The organism is Clostridium sp. TF11-13AC (genome assembly GCF_003481065.1).
GTDB lineage: Bacteria > Bacillota > Clostridia > Lachnospirales > Lachnospiraceae > Otoolea > Otoolea fessa.
Genome location: NZ_QUKJ01000008.1, coordinates 64,147 through 85,035, shown reverse-complemented (window position 1 = coordinate 85,035; position 20,889 = coordinate 64,147). Strand labels below are relative to the sequence as shown.

At 49.2% G+C, this 20,889-nt stretch carries 19 protein-coding genes; 2 read left to right on the top strand and 17 right to left on the bottom strand.

The features are described 5' to 3' along the window. The first annotated feature begins 1 nt into the window (after position 1). Positions 2-2,227, top strand: a complete 2,226-nt coding sequence (locus DXD12_RS13560; protein WP_117515283.1) for a HAMP domain-containing sensor histidine kinase — start codon at positions 2-4, stop codon at positions 2,225-2,227. Positions 2,228-2,294: 67 nt separating this feature from the next. On the opposite strand, the gene DXD12_RS13555 is transcribed toward DXD12_RS13560, so the two are convergent. The 9 genes from DXD12_RS13555 to dapF (DXD12_RS13515) all read right to left on the bottom strand — a co-directional run bounded on the left by DXD12_RS13555 (position 2,295) and on the right by dapF (DXD12_RS13515) (position 11,300). After that, entirely contained in the window at positions 2,295-2,540 is a 246-nt protein-coding gene (locus DXD12_RS13555; RefSeq protein WP_117484580.1) for a DUF6061 family protein, read from the bottom strand. 24 nt (positions 2,541-2,564) lie between these two features. Continuing rightward, positions 2,565-4,244 carry a 23S rRNA (uracil(1939)-C(5))-methyltransferase RlmD gene (rlmD, locus tag DXD12_RS13550; RefSeq protein WP_118638525.1) on the bottom strand — a complete coding sequence of 560 codons (1,680 nt, stop codon included), beginning with the start codon at positions 4,242-4,244 and terminating at the stop codon, positions 2,565-2,567. Positions 4,245-4,276: 32 nt separating this feature from the next. After that, positions 4,277-5,659 carry an MATE family efflux transporter gene (locus tag DXD12_RS13545; RefSeq protein ID WP_118523264.1) on the bottom strand — a complete coding sequence of 461 codons (1,383 nt, stop codon included), beginning with the start codon at positions 5,657-5,659 and terminating at the stop codon, positions 4,277-4,279. A gap of 131 nt (positions 5,660-5,790) precedes the next feature. Continuing rightward, the gene (locus DXD12_RS13540) at positions 5,791-6,423 is read right to left on the bottom strand and encodes a cytidylate kinase-like family protein (RefSeq protein ID WP_022358543.1); all 633 of its coding nucleotides are present in this window, start codon (positions 6,421-6,423) and stop codon (positions 5,791-5,793) included. 170 nt (positions 6,424-6,593) lie between these two features. Continuing rightward, entirely contained in the window at positions 6,594-7,394 is an 801-nt protein-coding gene (locus DXD12_RS13535; RefSeq protein WP_118467092.1) for an N-acetylmuramoyl-L-alanine amidase, read from the bottom strand. A 72-nt stretch (positions 7,395-7,466) separates the two neighbouring features. Continuing rightward, positions 7,467-8,267 (bottom strand): diaminopimelate epimerase, encoded by an 801-nt coding sequence (gene dapF, locus DXD12_RS13530; RefSeq protein ID WP_118467090.1) that lies wholly within the window; start codon positions 8,265-8,267, stop codon positions 7,467-7,469. 46 nt (positions 8,268-8,313) lie between these two features. Then, positions 8,314-8,868 (bottom strand): ANTAR domain-containing protein, encoded by a 555-nt coding sequence (locus tag DXD12_RS13525; protein ID WP_118467088.1) that lies wholly within the window; start codon positions 8,866-8,868, stop codon positions 8,314-8,316. 31 nt (positions 8,869-8,899) lie between these two features. After that, positions 8,900-10,219, bottom strand: a complete 1,320-nt coding sequence (locus tag DXD12_RS13520) for a glutamine synthetase family protein (protein WP_118471874.1) — start codon at positions 10,217-10,219, stop codon at positions 8,900-8,902. A gap of 220 nt (positions 10,220-10,439) precedes the next feature. Next, positions 10,440-11,300 (bottom strand): diaminopimelate epimerase, encoded by an 861-nt coding sequence (dapF, locus tag DXD12_RS13515; RefSeq protein ID WP_022358537.1) that lies wholly within the window; start codon positions 11,298-11,300, stop codon positions 10,440-10,442. Positions 11,301-11,805: 505 nt separating this feature from the next. Between dapF (DXD12_RS13515) and DXD12_RS13510 the strand changes: the two genes are divergently transcribed. Further along, entirely contained in the window at positions 11,806-12,747 is a 942-nt protein-coding gene (locus DXD12_RS13510; protein ID WP_118467084.1) for an AraC family transcriptional regulator, read from the top strand. Between the two features lie 15 nt (positions 12,748-12,762). Here DXD12_RS13510 and ytvI read toward each other — a convergent pair whose 3' ends face one another. The 8 genes from ytvI to DXD12_RS13470 form a co-directional block, all read right to left on the bottom strand. Next, complete coding sequence (gene ytvI, locus DXD12_RS13505) at positions 12,763-13,878, bottom strand: sporulation integral membrane protein YtvI (RefSeq protein WP_118638524.1); 1,116 nt, start codon at positions 13,876-13,878, stop codon at positions 12,763-12,765. Between the two features lie 38 nt (positions 13,879-13,916). Next, positions 13,917-15,107 carry a pyridoxal phosphate-dependent aminotransferase gene (locus DXD12_RS13500; RefSeq protein ID WP_107001247.1) on the bottom strand — a complete coding sequence of 397 codons (1,191 nt, stop codon included), beginning with the start codon at positions 15,105-15,107 and terminating at the stop codon, positions 13,917-13,919. A 139-nt stretch (positions 15,108-15,246) separates the two neighbouring features. After that, entirely contained in the window at positions 15,247-16,548 is a 1,302-nt protein-coding gene (locus DXD12_RS13495) for an O-antigen polymerase (protein WP_118467080.1), read from the bottom strand. A 53-nt stretch (positions 16,549-16,601) separates the two neighbouring features. Further along, complete coding sequence (locus DXD12_RS13490; protein ID WP_107001249.1) at positions 16,602-16,865, bottom strand: HPr family phosphocarrier protein; 264 nt, start codon at positions 16,863-16,865, stop codon at positions 16,602-16,604. A gap of 43 nt (positions 16,866-16,908) precedes the next feature. Next, a complete protein-coding gene (locus tag DXD12_RS13485) occupies positions 16,909-18,285 on the bottom strand; it encodes a CdaR family protein (RefSeq protein WP_118638523.1) in 1,377 nt (458 codons plus the stop codon). After that, entirely contained in the window at positions 18,263-19,138 is an 876-nt protein-coding gene (cdaA, locus tag DXD12_RS13480; protein ID WP_118467076.1) for a diadenylate cyclase CdaA, read from the bottom strand. The genes DXD12_RS13485 and cdaA overlap by 23 nt, the downstream gene beginning before the upstream one ends. A 98-nt stretch (positions 19,139-19,236) precedes the next feature. Further along, the gene (locus DXD12_RS13475) at positions 19,237-20,172 is read right to left on the bottom strand and encodes a hypothetical protein (RefSeq protein WP_022359167.1); all 936 of its coding nucleotides are present in this window, start codon (positions 20,170-20,172) and stop codon (positions 19,237-19,239) included. Beyond that, a complete protein-coding gene (locus DXD12_RS13470) occupies positions 20,169-20,684 on the bottom strand; it encodes a hypothetical protein (protein ID WP_227589619.1) in 516 nt (171 codons plus the stop codon). Before DXD12_RS13470 ends, DXD12_RS13475 begins: the two co-directional genes overlap by 4 nt. Positions 20,685-20,889 lie beyond the last annotated feature (205 nt).

The window sequence follows — 20,889 nt, the reverse complement described above, 5'->3', positions numbered from 1 at the left end:
GATGAAAAAAATCTCCAAAGGCTATCGGATTGCATCAGCTCTTTTCCTAATCTGGGCGATTGTTGATTTCCGCAATTATGCAACAATCGGGAAAGACCTTGTAGCTTATTATTCTGGTGAAAGCATTATTTGGGAATTAGTACAGGATAAACTGTTTCAAGGAATTGTAAAGGTTGTTTTGGCTGTCGCCATCATCGTGGTTGGTCTAATCAGAGCAAGGAAAAAGAAACAGCGTACCGCTCTGACAGCTATTACTTGCCTACTTTCCCTCGCATTGTTTGTAATTTGGGGAGCAGGAATGTTCTGCTTGACCTCCGTTACTGCTGAGTATGCCGCCACAAGATATCTAAATGGCTATCGCGATTTTGCATCTACCATCGCAACTCGAAGCTTTGAACACTGGTTGGGGAAAGGTTTTGATTCCAGTTATGCGAACTACGATGCAAATCGCCGGTGGGAGGCGGTAGACGACGGCGGACATGCAGATACTTTTTATGGTGCGAGATTTATAGTTGGTGAAGATGATGAATTTCTAAAGCGGCCAAACAGCAACAAGGTATATTCTGCTACTGCTGTTTATGATGCAGGAGGAAATCTTCTTGAATGTAGTTGGTCGGATTTCTTTTACTTCGAGTATTTGACAGAAAACCAATGGGATAATCGAGAGGAAAGATCCGGGAATAATGCCCGTGCTTTCTTTGATAGAGAAATGCTTACTGAGAAAGGTAAGGAGATACTCAGCAACAGCGTTCTGACATTCGATGCTGCCGCAATGCGCTTTACCGGGACTTTTGATGGTGTCGAGTTCACACCCATCAAAATTGAATATATCGATTGGGACGAATTCCAGCATGCCTTAGATTCAAAGGGAAGTGGTCAGTATACCGTTTCCGGCATCGTAGAGGATTACGATCTTCAATGGAACACCATGTACGAAGATGCCTCTGACGCTTTATCCAGTGAGGACGTTGTTGTATTCTACTCTGATTGGTTTGATGTTTGCTATAATGAGATATCTCCTGCTTTTTCGTACAAAGGAACAGACTATGAAAATGTAGCTTCCCTTGTTGCCAAACTTGGACCGGAACTGGCTGCCGGAGCAAAGAATTTGACTTTCTACGATGGCCTTGACCTTTTAATCCCAAGTGTGAACTACTGTCACAGCTTCGATGGAGAAACCTATTATGACCCATACTATTATGGGGAGGCTGCCTATGCAGAAGAAGCGCCTGATCTCCATTTTTATACCGTGAGTGTCGTGTACTGCTCTCCTTGGCGCACCGCATTTGGCGAACTGAGCGTTGTGTACTTAATTACACTTCTTATTGCAGTGGCACTTGTGTTCGTATTACGCTCCATAATAAAAAATCATTTAATCCAACCTGTCCTATCGGTTGGAGAAGCGCTGATGAGCGAAGAAGAGAAGAACTACCTATATCCGGAAATGTCAAAAGCTTGGTATGAAAGCAAGTTGCTACAAGAGGGTTTCGCCAAGCATAGCGATAAGAGCCGGATGCAAAGAAACGAGATTACACGCTTGAACACGGCACTTGAGTATGCAAAAGCAGCTGAGGAAAACCGTCGTCAGATGACCTCTAATATTGCCCATGAACTGAAGACTCCGCTGGCGGTGATTCACAGCTATGCAGAGGGACTGAAGGAACACATTGCAGAAGACAAACGTGATAAGTATGTGGATGTGATCCTTGCGGAAGCCGAGCGAACGGACGGTATGGTTTTGGAGATGCTGGATTTGTCCAGACTTGAAGCGGGTAAAGTGAAGCTCTCACGGGATGAGTTTTCGCTTGCCGATCTTACGAAAGCCATCTTCGAGAAACTCCAAATGGCGGCAGAGGCAAAGGAACTGCAGATCAGCTACGAGTTCCCGGAGCAAAGCACCATCGTTGCGGACGAGAATCGAATTGCACAGGTGGTTGAGAATTTTGCGACCAATGCAGTCAAGTACACCCCCGCCGGTGGCAGTGTCACAGTACGGATTCAGAACAATCGTGGTAAAACCACATTCTCCATCGAAAATGACAGCAAGCCTCTTTCCGCAGAAGCTTTGGCTAAAGTATGGGACACTTTCTATCGAGTTGATGAATCCCGCTCCGGAGGCGGCACGGGGCTTGGTCTTGCTATTGCGAAGAATATCGTGGAACTGCACGGCGGCAAGTGTTCTGTCCGAAACACGAAGACGGGTGTGGAGTTCCAGTTTACAATTTAAAACCTTGTTAGAAACAACACGGCCCACCGATCATTTTGACCGGTGGGCTGCGCTATGTTTATTCAGTTCAATCCATCAACTGATGTTCCGATACGCCTTGCACAAACCGTTCTAAATCACCGCCAAACACAAGCTGTGCATATTCCAGCGGCTTGTTGTAGATTAGCCAGTCCAGCTCCGACCGCTGATACATATTATCGGCAACCTCATTCTCCACGGCAATCGTGTCAATCGCAATCATGCTGCCATCTGCAAATTTCAGCTCCACACAGGCGTTATCCATGTTGAACTCACAAGAAATCAATCTATCCATAAGAAACCTCCATTCTGCGGGATGTTAGATCATCCCAAAATATTTGAATGCTTCTCGGATTGCTTTCTCTTTTTCTGGTGGACACTGGGGCTGTCTGGAATCCTCGGATTTCGGCAGATTATAGTTTTTGCCTACCTCAATCCCGCATTTCCGCTTAATCTGTGAGATATAGAGGTTGGACACCTTTAACCCGGTATGCTCCAACACATACTCCTTGATCTGCGGATAGGTAGCTCCATCTTGGAACTCTGACATATCCATATCTTCCAAAGAGAACTCAACCCGAATCTTTTTCGAGTCGACCTCGCCCTTGGAAAGCAAGACAACCGTCTCCACATGCCCCGTCCACCCAAACAAATCCACCGGCCATGCTTCTTTCGCCCGATAACCATGCTTTGCGAATACTTTCAAATCGCGTGCCAATGTATCCGGACCGCAGGAGATGTATACCACCCGTTTCGGCTGCATAAGTGCTACCGAATCGATAAATTCCTCGGTACTTCCGCTTCTCGGCGGGTCCATAAATACCACATCTGCACTCTCGCCTCTGGCTGCCATATGAGACATGAACCGTCCGGCATCATTGCAGAAGAACTGTGCATTGGTGATGCCATTCTTCTTCGCATTCTGCACTGCATCCCGCACTGCATCCTGATTTAACTCTACACCGATAACTTTGCCCGCGTGTTTGCTGGCAATGAGACCGATCGTACCAATACCGCAGTATGCATCCAGCACTGTCTCATTTCCGGTCAATTCTGCCAGCTCCATCGCCTTGCCATACAGCTTCTCTGTCTGAGCCGAATTAATCTGATAGAAGGAACGGGATGAGATGCGGAAACGGAGCCCGCAGAGAACATCCTCTATATATCCTTTTCCATACAGTACATGTTCTTTGTCCCCCAGTACCATACTGGTGCTTCTGCCGTTGATATTCTGGACAATCGTAGTAATTTCCGGGTGCTTTTCACGAAGCGCCTTGACGAAATTGTTCTTCGACGGGAATACCGGGGATGCTGTCACCAAAACGACCAGAATCTCGCCGGTTGTGAAGCCGCGGCGAATCAATACATGACGCAGCAGACCGTATCCGGTGTCCTCATCAAAAACACGGATCTTGAACGAACGAAGCATACTCCGGATCGTCACGATGATCTCGTCTGCTTTCTGATCCTCAATCAGACAGGAATCCACCGGAAGAATCCGATGTGTCCCCTCTTTGTAAATGCCAGAAATTGGATTATTTTTCCGATCCAATCCAAATACCGCATGAACTTTATTGCGGTAATGATACGGCTCTTCCATTCCAATGATCGGACGAACCGGACAGACACCGCCCAGCAGTTCTTCCATGCGCTTCTGTTTTTCTTTTAACTGCTGATCATAGGTTAAATGGAGATACTGACAGCCACCGCACTCACGGTAAATCGGACATTTTGTTTTTCCACGCTGTCCACCACGAACCGTTTTCTGACCGTCTTTTTCCCCTACATTTCGTTTCCTGTCCCCATGTGTGCCCCATTTATCCTCAACTCCAGACACTTTACGAGCAGCTTTTCCCTGTTTTTCCCCATTGACTCCCACTTTTGCACTATTCTTGGAAAATCCAGTTGTTTTCTCCCCCCGGCCAAACGATTTCTTTCCTTCCGTTCTTTTTCCATCAGAACCATTCCCTGCCGTCTTCTTCCATCCTGTTTCTTTCATTTTTTCTCACACTTTCTTTCTTCGCTTATCTTCTACGCCTCTCCCAACTCTGCTTCCGTCTTCACGCCCTTAAAATTCTTCTTCCAACGTTCTTTCTTAAAATGCACCGCGTAAATGAGTCCGCGCACGCATTCATCAGCTGCCATTGCAATCCAGACGCCTTCCAGCCCCCAGCCGAGCTTGCTGCCGAGCAACCAGGAGCCGGCGGCAGCTACGACCCACTGGAAGGTGATTCCGACCGTGGTCGGGGTCAGGACATCGCCGACCGCAATCAGGCATTTGGTCATAACAATGTTGACCGCGCGCCCGATCTCCAGCACAATCTCAATCACCAGAATCCTCCGTCCAAGCGCAATGATCTCCGGGTTGTCTGTGAAAATCAGGAAAATGTATTTGCCTCCCAGGCACATCAGCACCGCCATACCGACACATGCCGCAATCGCAACCTTCAGTGTCGCATTCACTCGTTTCTGTATATCATTCAAACGACGCGCGCCGATCAGGTAGCCCAGCACAATCTGGGTTGCCGTCGCGATCGCCATCGCATAGACATAATCAATATTGGCAAAAATCGTACAATATCCCTTGGTTACAGTAACCAGCGTGCCAAAGGAATTAACAATTCCCAGAATAATCATCTGGGAGAGATTGTATGAAAAACTTTCGACCCCTGTCGGAATTGCCAACAGGCAGAGATTTTTTAAAATCTGCACCGGAAATGGACGCAGATAACTCATTCCCATTTTAACGCGGCGGCTCTTGAAAAACATTCCGATCATCAATGCCAAACCAACTAACTTACTGATATCCGTCGAGATCGCCGCCCCGACCGCCCCAAGCTGCGGCATTCCGAACCAGCCGTTGATTAAAATCGCATTTCCCACAATATTCATGACATTCATGATAACTGATATAATCATGACTTCCTTTACCATGGCAAATGCGCGGATCATCGCTGAGAAGGTCAGATAAAGTCCCTGCACCAGAATAAATGCGCCGACAATCAGCAGATACAGCGACGCCTCATCAAAAACCTCCTCCGGCACATGGATCGCCCGGTAAAGCGGCGTGTGCCCGGCAAAAACCAGAATCGTTGCCGCAAGACTGACGCCGCCGATCAGCACGAGCGAGACCATGCAGGTCCGGGATGCATTTTTTTCATCCTGCGCGCCCAGATACTGGGACAAAATCACAGTAACCGCCGTCGATGCCATGCTCAGCACGATAATCACCAAGTTCATGATCTGGTTCGCATTGACAATCGCCGCCACCGAGGGCTGCGACACCCGGCTTACCATCATCTGATCGACGTTTCCGACCAAAAGCTGCAATAACAGTTCCACGAAGATCGGCAGCGACATCAGAAATAAATTCCGGTTCGTATTCATTTTGTCAATATCATTTTGATATTTCATATTTTCCCCTTACTTGTAATAATAGCAAAACAGCACATACAGCCGTCCAAACACTCTCGTATTCGCCCGGCTGTATGTGCCATTTTACACGATACTATATTGAATTGCAAGTGGAAGTCATTCTTTTTCCCTTACAAAAGCCCCCTCATTTTTAAATAATCCTTAATCAACTGAACCGCCCCGTCCACACCAATCTGTGTCGTATTAATCAAAAGGTCGTAGTTCTCCGGCTTCTCCCAGTCGCGCCCTGCATAATAACGATTATAATCGCGGCGTTCCCGGTCGATCCGGTGGATATTTTTGAGGACATCTTTGTCCGCGTAGAGATTCCGCTCACGCACGCGCTCCTCGCGCACCTTGATATCCGCGTAGAGGAACACGCGAATCAGTCCCTCGGTGCCGTCCAGCACATAATCCGCGCAGCGGCCGATGATGACGCAGGATTCCTCCGCCGCCAGCTTCCGGATCACTTCCGACTGGAAGCGAAACAGATTGTCGGCTGAAATGAGATCGGAACCGAACGACGGTGCGCCCTTTTCCGGTGTCAATGTATTGATAATCTTGTATAAAAGCCGGTTGCCCGCCTTCTCGTCTGCCAGATGGAAATAGCTCTCTTTGATACCGCTCTCATCTGAGTTCATACGGAGAATGTTCTTATCATAAAAACTGATCCCCAGATCTTCCGCCAACTTTTTGCCCGTATCCGCACCGCCGCTTCCATACTGCCTCGCAATCGTGATGATAATTTTTTTCTTCTCTGACATACCAAACCCCTCCCTTTATCTACAAGAAAATGCATATTGCTTTCTATCTTCAGCATACCATAATGAGGGGATTTTTTCCATTCATTTTTACAAAAAGCACAGCAAAAATCAATCAAATAAGTCATTCTATTCTTATTTTCAGATAGTGCCTGTTTTTCAGCTTTTCTCCCCTACTTCACCTCCCTCTCATACAAAAGCACCGTCGGAAATCCCGCCTTCCGCAGTTCCCGTTCCATCCGCACAGCGTTGTCGAGATTTTTAAACGCACCGACCCGAAGCTTGAAATACGTCCCATCGTACACCAGAAATGCAGGGAATCCCATACGGCGCAGTTCTTCTAACTGCTGCTCTGCCAGCGATCGGATGCGGTACGCCCCCGTCTGGATCTGGTAATAATAGTCGCTCTCTTCCACCGGACGGCGATCCATGTCGTCATCGATTACATTTAGAATCCCAGATGCAACCGCCGCCGCAATTTCGTCAAACTGCGCGTCAAACCGCTTGTTATCCTCCGGATTGTCGATAAATCCGACTTCAACCAGAACCGCCGGCATCTGCGTTTTCCGCAGCACAATCAAATCCGGGCGCTCGATCACGCCGAGATCCACATATCCGGTGCGCGCCAGCTCTCTCTGGATTGAATCCGCCAGCTGTTCTGATTCCCTGCCTGTCTTGTACACCAGCGTCATGACGCCCGAACCTTTTCCCGGCTCACTCGCCGCATTGCGGTGCAGGGAAACAAAATAGTCCGCCTCCGCCTCATTCCCCATCTCTGCTTTCTGGTAAGGCGTGTCATAGACGTCCGTCGTCCGCGTATAGACGGCATTCACCCCATTTTCCTCGAGAATCCGCCCTACTGCCAACGCCAGACGCAGGGTATCGTCCTTTTCCATCCGATCCTCAAATACTGCTCCCGGATCTTTCGTTCCGCCGTGCCCGGCATCTATCATCACTTTCTTTTTTTCTTCCAAAAGAAAAGACTCCTCTCACATATCGTTGTACTACTACCATATGTGAAAGAAGTCCCAAAGTTTCCTGTTTAATTATTCCTCATACTCCCCGCTAAACACTTCCACCGCCGGTCCAGTCATGAACACGCGGTTTTTCTCGCGGTCCCAGCGGATCTGCAGGCAGCCGCCCAACAGCTCGACCTCAACCTCATCCTCCGTATGTCCTGCCAGAATAGATGCAACGGCAACCGCGCAGGCACCCGTTCCACATGCCATCGTTTCGCCGGATCCGCGCTCCCAGACACGCATTTTTACGTGTGTGCGGTCAATGACCTTGACAAACTCGGTGTTGGTACGATCCGGGAAACGCTTATGGAACTCGAATTTCGGTCCGATCGTCTCCAGTTCCAGGGAATCAATCTCATCCATAAACAGAACGGCGTGCGGATTTCCCATGGAAATTCCGGTAAATTCGTACCCCGTTCCATCTACCTCGATCTTCTCCGGAAGCTCGGAAGTCTGCTCCGGCTCGCCCATATCGACGGTGACCGCCGTTACTTTGCCATTTTCGACCTTCATATCCAGATATTTAATCCCGGACAATGTCTCAACAAAAATCTGCGGCTTGTCCACAATATGGTGGTCATACGCATATTTTCCCACACAGCGGATGCCGTTGCCGCACATCGCGCCTCGGGAACCGTCCAGATTGTACATATCCATGCGGCAGTCTGCCACCTCGGATGGGGTAATCAGAATCAATCCGTCGGAACCAATTCCAAAATGGCGGTCACTGACGGCAATCGCCAGCTTCTCCGGATCGTTTACCGTTTCTTCAAAACAGTTGACATAGACATAATCATTGCCCAGTCCCTGCATTTTTGTAAATTTCATCGTTTTTGCTGCTCCTTCTGCCTTTTTGATCCTATTGTAAAGGATCTTACGCCATTTTGTAAAGACTGATTACCATTTGTGCCGCCTCAATAAGGCTGACCTGGCTGTCCATGCTGCATTTCTGCAGATATTTGTGCGCCTCCGGCTCCGTCATCCGGTTCCGCTCCATCAAAATAGCCTTTGCGGTGTCGATCGCTTTCTGATCCTCTTCCCTGCGCTTCTGCGGCGGCTGGCGACGCATCCGCCGTCTTTTTTCCGTCTGTGACTGCTCAATCATGCGGACCGTCGAAACTAAATCTCCCATTTTAAACGGTGCCGGCAGGCAGACAATCCTTCCCATCGCTTCGCCGCTCCACCGGCTCGGGGAAGCAATGAGAAGCAAATCAAATCCCGGCGGCAGCTGGTCGGCAAGCTGCCGGCAGGTCATATCACCAAACCGGTAGCCGCTCACCACAATCCCGCTTCGCAAATCATCGGTTGACGCTAAAACCTGCGCGCCCGATGTGCAGGAGGCTGTGACCTGTATTCCATGTTTTACGAGTATATTTCTAATATTTCGTCCGTCCTGCGGCTTCGAAAATGCTACTATGATGTTTCCCACGTGGTCTCACCTCACTGCGATTTCGTACCCCCTAACAACGATACAGATATTCCGCTGTCTCCCAATCCGTCACATAGGCACAGAAGCGTTCCCACTCCTCTTTCTTGCCCTCGCCGTACATCCGGCAGAACTTTTCCCCAAATACACGGTGTGCAAATTCATTCTGATCCAGCTTCTGGAGCAATATCCCCAATGTCTCCGGGAACCGCGGCGCATTCTCATCGCCCGCTTCTTCATCCAGCACCAGCGCCTTCTCGATTCCTTCCAGTCCTGCTGCCAGGATCGCCGTCAGCGCCAGATACGGATTCGCAGACGGATCCGGGAACTGCACTTCCACGGAAATACGTCCGTTCCGGTCTTCCTTCACATGAACTGCCTTTTCACTTCCTTTTTCCCACACAGCCGCCGGGAACTCCGGCTGGAACACCGTGCTCCGCTCTGCCGCCAGACGTTTGTATGAATTGACGGTCGGATTCGTGAAAATCATCATATCGCTCAGATTTTTAAGCACGCCTGCCGCAAACTGCTTCGCCTGCGCCATCGCCTCGGCGCCCCGTCTGGAAGAGATCGACACGCCCACATGAAGCCCCGATCCGTCGCCGCTCATGTTTGGCTTCGGCATAAAAGTCGCATGCAGACCATGGCGTTTCGCAATCCGTTTGACCGCCGCCTTGAACGTCTGTAAATAATCTGCTGCCTCAATGCCCCGGCGCGCCGGAAGGACGAAGCTGTGCTGTCCGGCAGTCAGACCATGATGCGTGCTCTCGACCGCAAATCCTGCTTCCTCCAGGCTCAGAACCATGTCCCGGCGGACGCCCTCTGCCAAATCGATCGGTCCCGCGTCATAATACCCGGCAACCTCATGCGTCACCGTCGTCGGTCTCCCATCATCATCCGTGTGAAACAGATAAAACTCACACTGGAAATCAAAATCAAAGTCCAGTCCCATCTTCTCGGCACGTTTTACCGTTTCCTGTAAAATATGACGCGAATCCGTCCAGGACGGCGTCCCATCCGCATTGCAGACCTGGCAGATCACGCGCGCTACATTTTCCTGCCCGGAATCCCACGGAAGAACCTGATACGTTGATGCATCCGGCTTCAAGTACAATTCCACACTCTCGCTCTGGTCCGTCAGATACTCCGGCGCCGCCGCGCCCTCGATCCCAGCTTTCTGTAAGCCGCCGAGCGCAAACCGGTTGATTGCATACCCCTCTTTCATCGCTTTTTCCGCCTGCCTCCGCGTCATCTGGACCATTTTGCACTGTCCAAAAATATCGGTAAACTGCAGCTTTACCAAATCAACATCTTCATCAAAAAAAGGTTCGGATCGGTTCGTATTCTCTCCCATCGCCATTTCCTCCTATAAAAAACGAGGCAGCTGTCTCTGTTTCCAGTCAGCCCCCTCGCCCTCTTTTCATATACGCCCAAAATTTTCCTGCCTATACAGCCCCAAAAATTTCAAGCATACGTTTATGATCGTTTTGCTGTGTGAGAATGCCCCTGTCATTCTTTTCACAATTTTTATAAATAAAATATAGCAGTCCGATATTTTTCTGTCAAATACTTTTTTATTTAATCCGCAGCTGTTCGCTCAATTCATTTCCCAACTGGATATGTCCCACATAGCCGACCTCGCCGACCATGTAAACCATGCCGTCCTCCTTGATTTCCACTTCCAGCGTGCCACCCGGCATATGGACGTACATATGCGGATCGGCAAGTCCCAGGCGGTATGCCGCACTCGCCGCCGCGCAGGCGCAGCTTCCGGACGCCAGCGTATATCCAACGCCTCTCTCATAGATCTCGATCTGGATATTCGTCCGGTCAAGGACATTTAAAATCTGCGTATTGACCTTTTCCGGGAAATATTCGGATGTTTCCGAATGCTCGCCGATCCGGCACACCATTTCCTTCGAAATCTCATTCATCCAGATAACACAGTGCGGATTTCCCATTGAAAGACAAGTCGTGACATACGGAATCTTTCCAAATACCATCGTCTGGTTTACCATCTCCCGCCGCTCGCCGGTCACCGGAATCTCATCGCTCCAGAACGTCGGATGTCCCATCGAAATTTTCACACGGGTCGCATCCTCGTTGAGATAAAAGACTGTCTCCTCGCCTCCCAGCGTTTTCCAGGAGATCGTCGTTTTCTGCACATATCCCGCGTCCCGCAGATATTTTGCAAAAATACCCATGCCGTTGCCGCTCTTCTCCGCCTCGCTGCCGTCCGCGTTGTAGATGCGTACATAAAAATCATTCTCCCCCAGATATGGGCCCGCCAGAATGCCATCCGCGCCGATGCCAAAATGACGGCTGCACATCTTCTTGATATTCTCCGCATTCAATTCCAAATCATTCTTATTTGGATCAAACACCAGGTAATCATTTCCCATACAGTGATATTTTTCAAGCACAACCTGTTTCATCGCGATACCTCCTGCCCCTTTTAATCAATACCATAAAAATCTTTCATCGTAACTGTTCAGTACCTTCACAGTCACGCGCAAAAATCCATTAAAATTGCCTACGGCAATGGGATTTTTGCCTGCTGACCCATGTTTTCGTACGGTCAGCGCAGTAAATGCGCAGACCTACTGAACAGTTACCTTTCATCAATGATTTCTATTCTACTTCCGTTCTCGAAATCACTTTATCATGCATATCCATTTATATTTTGAATATGTCTGCATTTTCATAATATTCCATCTATGCTTTCTTTAATTTCAATTTTAAGAAAATATAGCAGCTTTTAATAGAAGAATCATGCTTTAAATATTGCATATAATGCTATATAATATGAACTAAGAAATGAAATATCTGTGTTTCAAAACATATTTATCTCAGAGGAAAACAACAAACTCAATGCATTTATACAAGATATAATTTCCCGCAACAATCAACCTGCAATACACTCAAAAAAGGAGTCCCCTTATGTCAGAAAATACCACCCACGAATCCCCCGCCTACGAAAAACGCGGCTACCTCAACCACGAATTCCGCCTCTTCCACCTGCGCGGGCAGATGGATACACCGGTTGCCTACCACTATCATGATTTCCACAAAGTCCTGATCCTGTTAAATGGCGAAGCAGACTACATCGTGGAAGGCCGTTCCTACCACCTCCGTCCGCTCGACATCGTCCTCGTCGGCGCGCACTGCCTGCACAAGCCGGTCGTGCCATACAAAAGCCGATATGAGCGCATCATCCTCTACCTGTCGCCGGAATGCCTGGATGCATTCTCCTGTGCTGACTGTGCGCTCGACCTCTGTTTCCAGCTTGCCAGAGAACAGCAGTCCGATGTTCTGCGCCTCGGTTCCCTTACCATGACGCCGCTCTTAGAGGCGCTGTCAAGACTGGAAAATGCCTATCAGGCAGGTGGTACAAATGACAATGGCACAGACAATGCTAACTTTGAATCCCTTGGTGGCAGCAGTTATGGATCCGAGCTTCTTCTGCGTTTATTATTCCTGGAATTTATGGTACACCTTGATCGCGCCGCCTCCGAAAACCATCGGGAATACGTTCCGACCTCCCCTTCCGGCGAAAAAATCCTGGAACTCATGCGCTACCTCTCTGAACACCCAGAAGAAGACCACACCATCGACCAGCTCGCCGCCCGCTTTTACATGAGCAAATACCACATGATGCGCCTCTTCCGCCAGGAAACCGGCTACACCATTACCGAATACCTGACTGAAAAACGCCTCCAAAACGCAAACGAGCTCCTGCGCCGGGGCACCCCCGTCACAGAAGCCTGCTATCAATCCGGATTCCGCAATTATGCTGCGTTCCTCCGGGCATATAAGAAAAAATATCGCGATACGCCGCATAATTTATCCAGATTAAATTACCAAGAAAATTTTACTATATAATAAGGAAACTTCCCCCTATTCTTCCCTCCGGAATTTCTGAATCGACTCCATCAGCATTCTGAAATTCCGGATCATCGAATCAAACGCCCCATATTTATAAAAATTGATAAAGACAAGCCCCACCGGCACCGCCAGAATCATGCCTGTCAGCCCGCGCAGCTTAAATCCCAGATACAAAAGAAACAGCGTCATCAGAGGCGGCAATCCCATCGACTCCCCGACGATCTTCGGCTGGATGATCTGACGGACGACCTGCGTCAGGATGTAGAGCAGGATAAGCCCGGTCGCATACGCATACTCCCCCGCAAACAGTTTCACAACCGCCCATGGGAACAGCACCGTTCCCGTTCCAAAGATCGGCAGAAAATCCAGAATCGCCGTCAAAAACGCCAACAGGACACCGTAGCGGACACCCAGCACCAAAAATCCTGCCGCGAGAATCAGCGCCACCACACACATGATACGGAATTGTGCCAGAAAATATCCACCAATCAGTCCCTTTGCGTCCCGTTTCATATACTCGATATAGCGGAATACAAATGCCGGAAGATGCTCTTTCAGCCACCGCATGATGGACTCCCGGTCCGCCAGAAACAGGTACGAAGACAGGATAATAATGACCATATTTACCAGAAGATTCGGAATACTCTTCGCCACATGTCCGGCGATCTGCACGGTCGGTTCCGCCGCCCGCGATACCAGTTTTCCAAACAGACCATCCAGATTATCCGAAAATGCCAGCAGCGGCGGTTGTAAATTCTGCGGAAAATATTCTGCAAGCTTGCGCCCATTCTGCAATGCATTCTCGATCTCAGCGATCACACTCTGATATATTTCCGGTGCATCCGCCAGAAAACTTCCCATTTCCCGGTAAACCAGAAGACCCGCCCCGTAAAAAAGACCGATCACAATCGCCAGCGCCGCAATAATGATCAGCATCGAGCCGTGGCGCCGCACCAGCTTCACGCGCCGTTCCAGAAACCGCACCAGCGGATTTGCTAAAAGTGCCAGAATCCATCCGACCACAAACGGCATGAAAAAATGCAGAAGTCTGGGACCTAAAAAGATGACCAGACATAAACCAAGGAGCGGAATCACAATATTCAGAATCATTCTAAAATATCGTTTCATCTCATCCTTTTCCTTTCCAAGACGATGATACAATTTCGCTATACCAGATTATAGTGTTCCGCAATCTTTCTGAATGCCGGAAGCGATCTCTCGATCTGTCCATATGATACGCAGTATGCAATGCGCACATAACCTGGGCAAGCGAATGAACTTCCCGGTACTACCAGTACATTGTACTGTTTGCATACCTCACAGAATTCCTTCTCATTCTCCACTGGAGATTTCACAAACAGGTAGAACGCGCCCTCCGGCTTGATGCAGGAAAATCCGCACTCTTTCAATCCGTTGTAAAGCAGGTTACGGTTGCGGTCGTAAGCTTCCAGATTCACATTCGCATCTACGCAGCGCTTGATGACTCTCTGCATCAGGGATGGCGCATTGACACAGCCCAGAACACGGTTCGCAATCGTTGCCGCCTGGAATACGTTTGCGCTCTCATCCATCTCAGACGGGATTACCAGATAACCGATACGCTCGCCCGGAAGGGACAGAGACTTACTGTAAGAGTAGCAAACCACTGTATTGCGGTAATATTTTGTCACATACGGTACAACCGCGCCGTCGTAAGCCAGCTCACGATACGGCTCATCGGACAGAAGCACGATCGATGTACCAAATTCCTTCTGTTTCTTTTCCAGAATTGCTGCAATCTTCTGCAGTGTTTCCTCGGAATAAATAACGCCGGTCGGGTTGTTCGGGGTGTTGATGATCACTGCCTTGGTCTTTTCGTTGATCTTTTCCTCAAATTCAACGAGATTCGGCTGGAAATCCACCGTATTCGGAGATACAACCACCAGCTCGCCGTCATAGTTGCGGACATAGGAACCATACTCTACAAAGTATGGTGCAAAGGTAATGACCTGCTCTCCTGGATTTAACAGGGTCTTTAAAATGACATTCAAACCACTTGCCGCACCGACCGTCATCAGGATGTTGCCTGCGTGAAAGGAGGTGCCGAACCGGCGGTTTAACGACTGAGCGATCGTCTCACGCACATCTTCATAGCCTGCGTTGGACATATATCCGTGTACAAACAGGGAATCTTCTTCCTTTACGATATCCTGAATTGCCTGATTTACCTCTGCCGGAGCCGGTACGCTCGGATTTCCAAGGCTGAAATCAAACACATTCTCACGTCCATATTTCGCCGCCAGCTTATTGCCCTCTTCAAACATCATACGGATGGCGGAGTTATTTTTCATAAGCGGTATCATTTTTTCTGAAATCATTGGCTTGCCCTCTTTTCTGTAAAACTGATCAATGCGGCAATTCTATCTGTATACAAGCAGCACTTTAACTTACTGAATTGTCGTCTTTTTGTTATTATAGCAGATTTTATTTCACTTTTATATCTTAATCCATATATTTTTACCGCCCTGCAACCTTATGCGATACCAGAAATGTCACAACCGCTGTCACCGCGAAATAAAACCATGTGGACGGATTGCTGAACCAGGTTGTGAAAAACGATAAGAGCATGTAAAGTGCAAACTGTGCGTACAGAAGATAGGTAATCGGATTCTGCACCTGGCGCATCATCCGCATCAGCAGATACGCCGCCGCTCCTAATATGGCAGAAAAGATGAACACGCCAATTATGCCGAAATCGTAGTACGCATCATAAAACATCGTCAGCGTCGTCAGCTCTTCCTTCGTCACATAATACGGAAATGCCGTCAACGACGGAACCAGAAACTTGAGTCCCGTCAGCGTCCAGAACGGTGCCAGCATCTTCATGCCCCAGCTGTGCTTCACAAGTCCCTTGACCAGACAGTCGAAATTATCGTAATTGTTTGCAATATAGATATACGGCTGCGTCACAAAAATCGGCAGGTGCCGTTTCATCTCAAAAACCGTATTCAAGTAGGCAGTATCATGGCTGCGCGCGATCGTCAGCAGAATGTAGAGCACAATCAGCCCAGCCAGCGCAAAAACAACATAAATCGGATTCAGCTGGTGTTCCATCTGTATGTAGGTAATCAATGCCAGCAGTACCGCAAACAGAAGCTGGGAGCGCGACACGCACAGAAGCGGAATCGCCACCGCCGCTGCATCTGCCAGAAGCATACATACCAGCCGTCCCCGGCTGCGACCGCCCTCGATGCAAAAATAGATCACAGAGAGCGCCGGAACCAGCACACAGGACACCGTCAGATAATGAAGCCCGGTCACATGGAAATAGGAATAAGCATGCGGAACGCCCCGGAGCAGCAGCGGAATATAGCCCATATAGACCGCCTCGATCGCGAAACAGCCTGCCGATAGCGCCGCCAGCGCCACCGCGCAGAAAAAGACGGTTCCGGCATAAGATTCCAACCCCCGGCGCTGCACCGCGCCGGAATGACCGCCCACGCGGACGGACGCCTCACCGGAAAATGCTTCCAGATAATAAAAAGCCAGATAAAAGCCCGCAAACGCCGCCAAAAGTCCCAGCCACGTTCCCGCACTCCATGCCTGACTTAAATAACTAAGCTTCATACACGCCAGTCCCTGTCCACCTACAAAGGAAAGAGCGAAAATCCCCCGCAGATGCAGAAGATTTCCACTCCGGATATAGTCTGACGCATACAGATACACCGCCGCCGCCAGAAGCCCTGCGCCGGATAAAAGATAATGGCGGCCAAGCGCCAGAAGCAGCGAAGCCGCATAGCAAACCAAATAAACGATCATAGTTTCATCCTATCTGTACGTCTGTACACATTCTTTTACCGCACCGGTTTTTCCTACTCGCCCAGCCCGTCATCAACTATTTTCAGCATCGCCGACAGAGCTTCCTCCTCGTCTTTTCCATCACAGATAAACTCGATCTCATCACCGCTCTTGATGCACGCCCCAAGCACGCTCAGGACACTCTTTGCATTGGACACGGTGCCACGGAACTGGAACTGGACAGAACAATCGAATTTTACCGCCTCATTACACAGGATTCCCGCTGGTCTCAAATGCAGACCAGTCGGGTTTTTTAATTTAATTTTTGCTTTTACCATTGTTTAACTTCTTTCTCCTCATTTGTGGATGGCATACCATACTTTATGCAGCATTGCCGCTCTCTGCATCCACATTTTCTTTTGCCGAGCTTGCCCCGCTCTCCCGGTTGGAACTGCTCTGGCTGCCCATGTCTCCACGGTCACTCTCGGTGCTTTCCGTCGTCTGGGCACTGGAGCTTCCATGTTCGCTGACCCGCACTGTCACAGCCGGCGCCGACAGCATCTTATACGCGTCCCCCAGCTGGAACTGCGCCGCTGCCGTGTGCTCGCCCAGTCCCATGCCTGATACATCGACCCGGATATTCATCTTCGCCGCCGACAGGCTGCTTAAATCCTCCTCAAGTCCCTGTACCTTGACTTCCATCTTCGTATCTTCGACGGTATAGCTGTAGCTGCTGTTCTTTCCGTTTAGAGTCACATCCTCCGGTTTGACCGTAAAGGTCTTCTCTATCAACTTCTCGACCTGTAGTGTCACGTTGATCGTCGTGCTGTCCAGTCCCACGATCGTAAGCCCGGACGGCAGATAATCATCCAGATCGATCTCGCACTCCACATTCTTCGTCGCGCCCTGCACATTAAGGGACGGTCCCTGAATCGTGAGCGTGCTGACCGATGCCAGATCCGTCTTAAGCCCCGCCACAGACACCGACTTGATATCCGTCTTCGGACCCGTATAGCGGTATCCATCCGCCACTTCACCACTGACGTCAAAATCAAGCGGTACTTCTTTTACTTTCAGGATCTGCATCGTATAAGAGACATCTCCGCCAACCGTCTTGACAGAATCTCCCAAATCTGACAGCACATTTCCATTGGCGTCAAAATACTCCGGTGTTGCTGTTCCACCGACATCCGCCGCAGCACCGTCAATATTAAAACGGATACCCACGCTGCTGATCTGTCCGATCAGGGAGGTTGGTCCTTTGACCGTCACCTGAGATGGCACCATTGTCACCTCACCCGCCTCGTAACCCTCTGCCGCCTTGCCCTGAGGATACGCTTTCAGCGTAAATGCCTTGGTCTGCAGAGCCTCGGTCGTGATCTTGATGACCTCCGGGGACTTCACAACCGGCGTGGACTCCAGCAGTTCCTCATTGTTCACCACTTCCACTCGGATCGGGATCGCACCCGTCACATCATACATTTCCGATAAATCCGCATAGGCGTTGAAATCCGACGCCTTTACCTTATAATCATCCTTCGTCCGGATCTTGAAACTGATCGTCGCCGTTTTTTTGCCTACCACATCATAGGCAAGATCCGCCTGCTCCAGCACCTGATCGTTCGTGATCGTGACCGGAACCTCCCTCGTCGATACCTTGATCGGGTTCGCCACATTCACGACCGCCAGCCACACAAAGAAAGCACAGAACAGGGCAATCAGCTTGATCGCAAGATTATTCGTCAGCTTTTCTTTCATTTCTGCGTCTTCCCTTCCATATTCTGAAACGACCTGTGTTTTCCGTTTCCCGTTTTACCAGAACTGACAATATATCTCTCAGTTCATCTCCATCCTTGACACTCTTAAGCCGTCCGGACACAGCCACCGACACACGCCCCGTCTCTTCCGATACAACCAGCGTCACGCTATCGGTCGCCTCACTGACTCCGACTGCCGCACGGTGTCTGGTTCCCAGCGCCTTGCTGATATCCATATTGTCCGAGAGCGGCAGATAACAGGTCGCCGCTGTCACACGGTTACCGCGAATCACGACCGCGCCGTCGTGCAGCGGTGTGTTGTGCTCAAAAATATTGATCAGAAGCTGGCTCGTCACGATACCATCGACCTCGATGCCCGTCCTCTCGATCTCTCCGAGCGGCGTGCCCCTCTCGATGACGATCAGGGCGCCCGTCTTGACTTTTCCCATCTCAAAACAAGCACGCACCAGCTCTGCAATCGTCTTTTCGCTGAAATCCTCATTTTTCTTCGTATCATCCGTTGAAAACAGCGTCGTCAGCACGTTCTGGCTTCCGATCTGCTCCAGTGCTTTCCGCAGCTCCGGCTGGAAAATAACGATGATCGCCGTTACCGCAATGTACGATGTCTTTTCCAGAAGCCACAGAATCGTATCCAGTTCCAGGATCGCAGCTGCCAGAAAGAATGCAAGAATAAAAACAATACCCTTCAGAAGCGTCCACGCCCGCGTATTTTTGATCCAGATCAGCATTTCATATACCAGAATTGCTATAATCGCGATCTCTATTAAATTTTTAAAGGTTATCTTCGGTACGAACGAGATCCACGAATAAATCTCCGTCAGTATCTCTGCCATTCTTTTCCCTCCCTTTCGGGCTGCGTTTCTGTTACCAGTCACGTACATATGACCCGTCACGCATTTCTTTTAACAACAAGTTTCTTTTATAAAATAGTCTATCTTCTCTTTACTTTATTGATTTCCTGTACCTTTACATCCGTCCTCGAGATCGCAATCTTTGGAACCGCTTTCACATAGTAATAATAATCGTCATCCTCAAACTGCGTGTACTCGGTCCGGCTGTAATCGACCGAAAAAACAAACAGCTGATAGATCAGCGATGCAATGACCGCACCAATCATTCCCACAACCAGCTCCGGCACTGACACCGGAACGCCAAAGCGGAAATCGCCGATAAACACAACCAGAATCTGTAAAATAAGGCCAGCTCCGATCGCGATCCCCCAGGAGTAGTTGATCGACAGTTTCTTGAGCACACAGACCGTCAGCGCCCCCAGGCAGCATGCCGCAATCATGACAAGCATCGCCGGGTTTGCCAGCAGGTTTTTGATGACCTGCGCCAGCATCTGCGTGATCTCAGTCTGCTCACTGCCTGCCAAGAAGCTTCCGTTCTGCTTCACATACAGAATCACGTAGTACAGAAAAATCCCACAGCTCATCGGAATCACCGATACGAGGCTTCCAGTCAGTCCGAGAATCATCGGGACTGCAAACGGCACCTTCAGAAAAAACAAGATCGGCGTTACAATCAGGTACGCGCTGTCACCCGGCTGAAATCCGTAATACAGCAGCACCACGATCAGAAGGAACACCAAGGTGATGAGCGCCACTTCCATCGATGCTGCAAAGAGCTGTGCCAGCAAAAAAATCCCAATCAGAAACGCAATGGCTCCAAATGGGAGAAATGCACATATAATTCCCGCAAACAGCGGCACCAGACCGCCGCTCAGTTTCGGCATCAGTCCGATGTTCTGGTTAATCAGAAACACCGCCGCAAAGGCAGTTATAAAACGCAGGAATGCATTCACAAATGCACTGTATCTCGCATAGAAAGCCTTGAGTGCTTCTTTCCCTGCAAGGAGTCCTCTCATCTGCCTCTCCTCTCTCTCTCCATTTTTCTGGCGCGCCGGTGTATATCGTAGCGCTTATCCAGATGTTTCAGTTTCGCTATGTAGATCCGGTTCATCCTTTCCTCGTACTCATACCGCCCGCCATACACGATGATCGTCAGGACGACATACAGAAAAAGCCCCCCGAGGTATAAAGCTCCTCCTCGAAAAGCCAGTCCCTTCAGTTCATCCATTCCTATCGAACTCAGAACTACTTCTACATTAAATAATACCCACATTCCAAAGAGAAGTATGCTGCACAATGTATAGCTTATAAATCCCCGGAGCAGATTGCGGCTGATATAGTCGCTTTTAAAATACTGATTGACTGTTTTCATCTGGGAAGCATGCTTCTTCTCAAACAGTGCCAGTTCGGTCATTAATTTTATCTTGTCTTCGTTGAGCATACATGGTTCCTTTTTTATATATGCCGCGGCTTCCGGTCCGATACGTCCCGTTTCTGAAACCGCTGCGCCAAAAACGCATTCTTCCATAAATTATAACATAACTTTTTTCTCTTGGCGAGGGGGCGGGGGGATTTTTCATAGGTTTTTCATAAATTTGTAAGGGATTGTCAGACATCAAAAAAGAGCTCTGCCGATCACACATTTTCGCATGATCGGCAGAGCGTATCAAGTCTGTTTCATAAGATGTAAAAACTATGCCTTTTTTGCTTCTTTTTATGTTATGATACTTTTA

Excerpts from the sequence above, each read along its gene's own strand:
- DXD12_RS13490 (WP_107001249.1), bottom strand. The coding sequence starts at position 16,865 with ATGGTAAAAGCAAAAATTAAATTAAAAAACCCGACTGGTCTGCATTTG.
- dapF (WP_022358537.1), bottom strand. The coding sequence starts at position 11,300 with ATGAAACAGGTTGTGCTTGAAAAATATCACTGTATGGGAAATGATTAC.
- ytvI (WP_118638524.1), bottom strand. The coding sequence starts at position 13,878 with ATGAAACGATATTTTAGAATGATTCTGAATATTGTGATTCCGCTCCTT.
- dapF (WP_118467090.1), bottom strand. The coding sequence starts at position 8,267 with ATGAAATTTACAAAAATGCAGGGACTGGGCAATGATTATGTCTATGTC.
- DXD12_RS13475 (WP_022359167.1), bottom strand. The coding sequence starts at position 20,172 with ATGAGAGGACTCCTTGCAGGGAAAGAAGCACTCAAGGCTTTCTATGCG.
- DXD12_RS13470 (WP_227589619.1), bottom strand. The coding sequence starts at position 20,684 with ATGGAAGAATGCGTTTTTGGCGCAGCGGTTTCAGAAACGGGACGTATC.
- DXD12_RS13520 (WP_118471874.1), bottom strand. The coding sequence starts at position 10,219 with ATGGGAGAGAATACGAACCGATCCGAACCTTTTTTTGATGAAGATGTT.
- DXD12_RS13500 (WP_107001247.1), bottom strand. The coding sequence starts at position 15,107 with ATGATTTCAGAAAAAATGATACCGCTTATGAAAAATAACTCCGCCATC.
- DXD12_RS13545 (WP_118523264.1), bottom strand. The coding sequence starts at position 5,659 with ATGAAATATCAAAATGATATTGACAAAATGAATACGAACCGGAATTTA.
- cdaA (WP_118467076.1), bottom strand. The coding sequence starts at position 19,138 with ATGGCAGAGATACTGACGGAGATTTATTCGTGGATCTCGTTCGTACCG.
- rlmD (WP_118638525.1), bottom strand. The coding sequence starts at position 4,244 with ATGAAAGAAACAGGATGGAAGAAGACGGCAGGGAATGGTTCTGATGGA.
- DXD12_RS13510 (WP_118467084.1), top strand. The coding sequence starts at position 11,806 with ATGTCAGAAAATACCACCCACGAATCCCCCGCCTACGAAAAACGCGGC.
- DXD12_RS13560 (WP_117515283.1), top strand. The coding sequence starts at position 2 with ATGAAAAAAATCTCCAAAGGCTATCGGATTGCATCAGCTCTTTTCCTA.
- DXD12_RS13555 (WP_117484580.1), bottom strand. The coding sequence starts at position 2,540 with ATGGATAGATTGATTTCTTGTGAGTTCAACATGGATAACGCCTGTGTG.
- DXD12_RS13540 (WP_022358543.1), bottom strand. The coding sequence starts at position 6,423 with ATGTCAGAGAAGAAAAAAATTATCATCACGATTGCGAGGCAGTATGGA.
- DXD12_RS13485 (WP_118638523.1), bottom strand. The coding sequence starts at position 18,285 with ATGAAAGAAAAGCTGACGAATAATCTTGCGATCAAGCTGATTGCCCTG.
- DXD12_RS13495 (WP_118467080.1), bottom strand. The coding sequence starts at position 16,548 with ATGATCGTTTATTTGGTTTGCTATGCGGCTTCGCTGCTTCTGGCGCTT.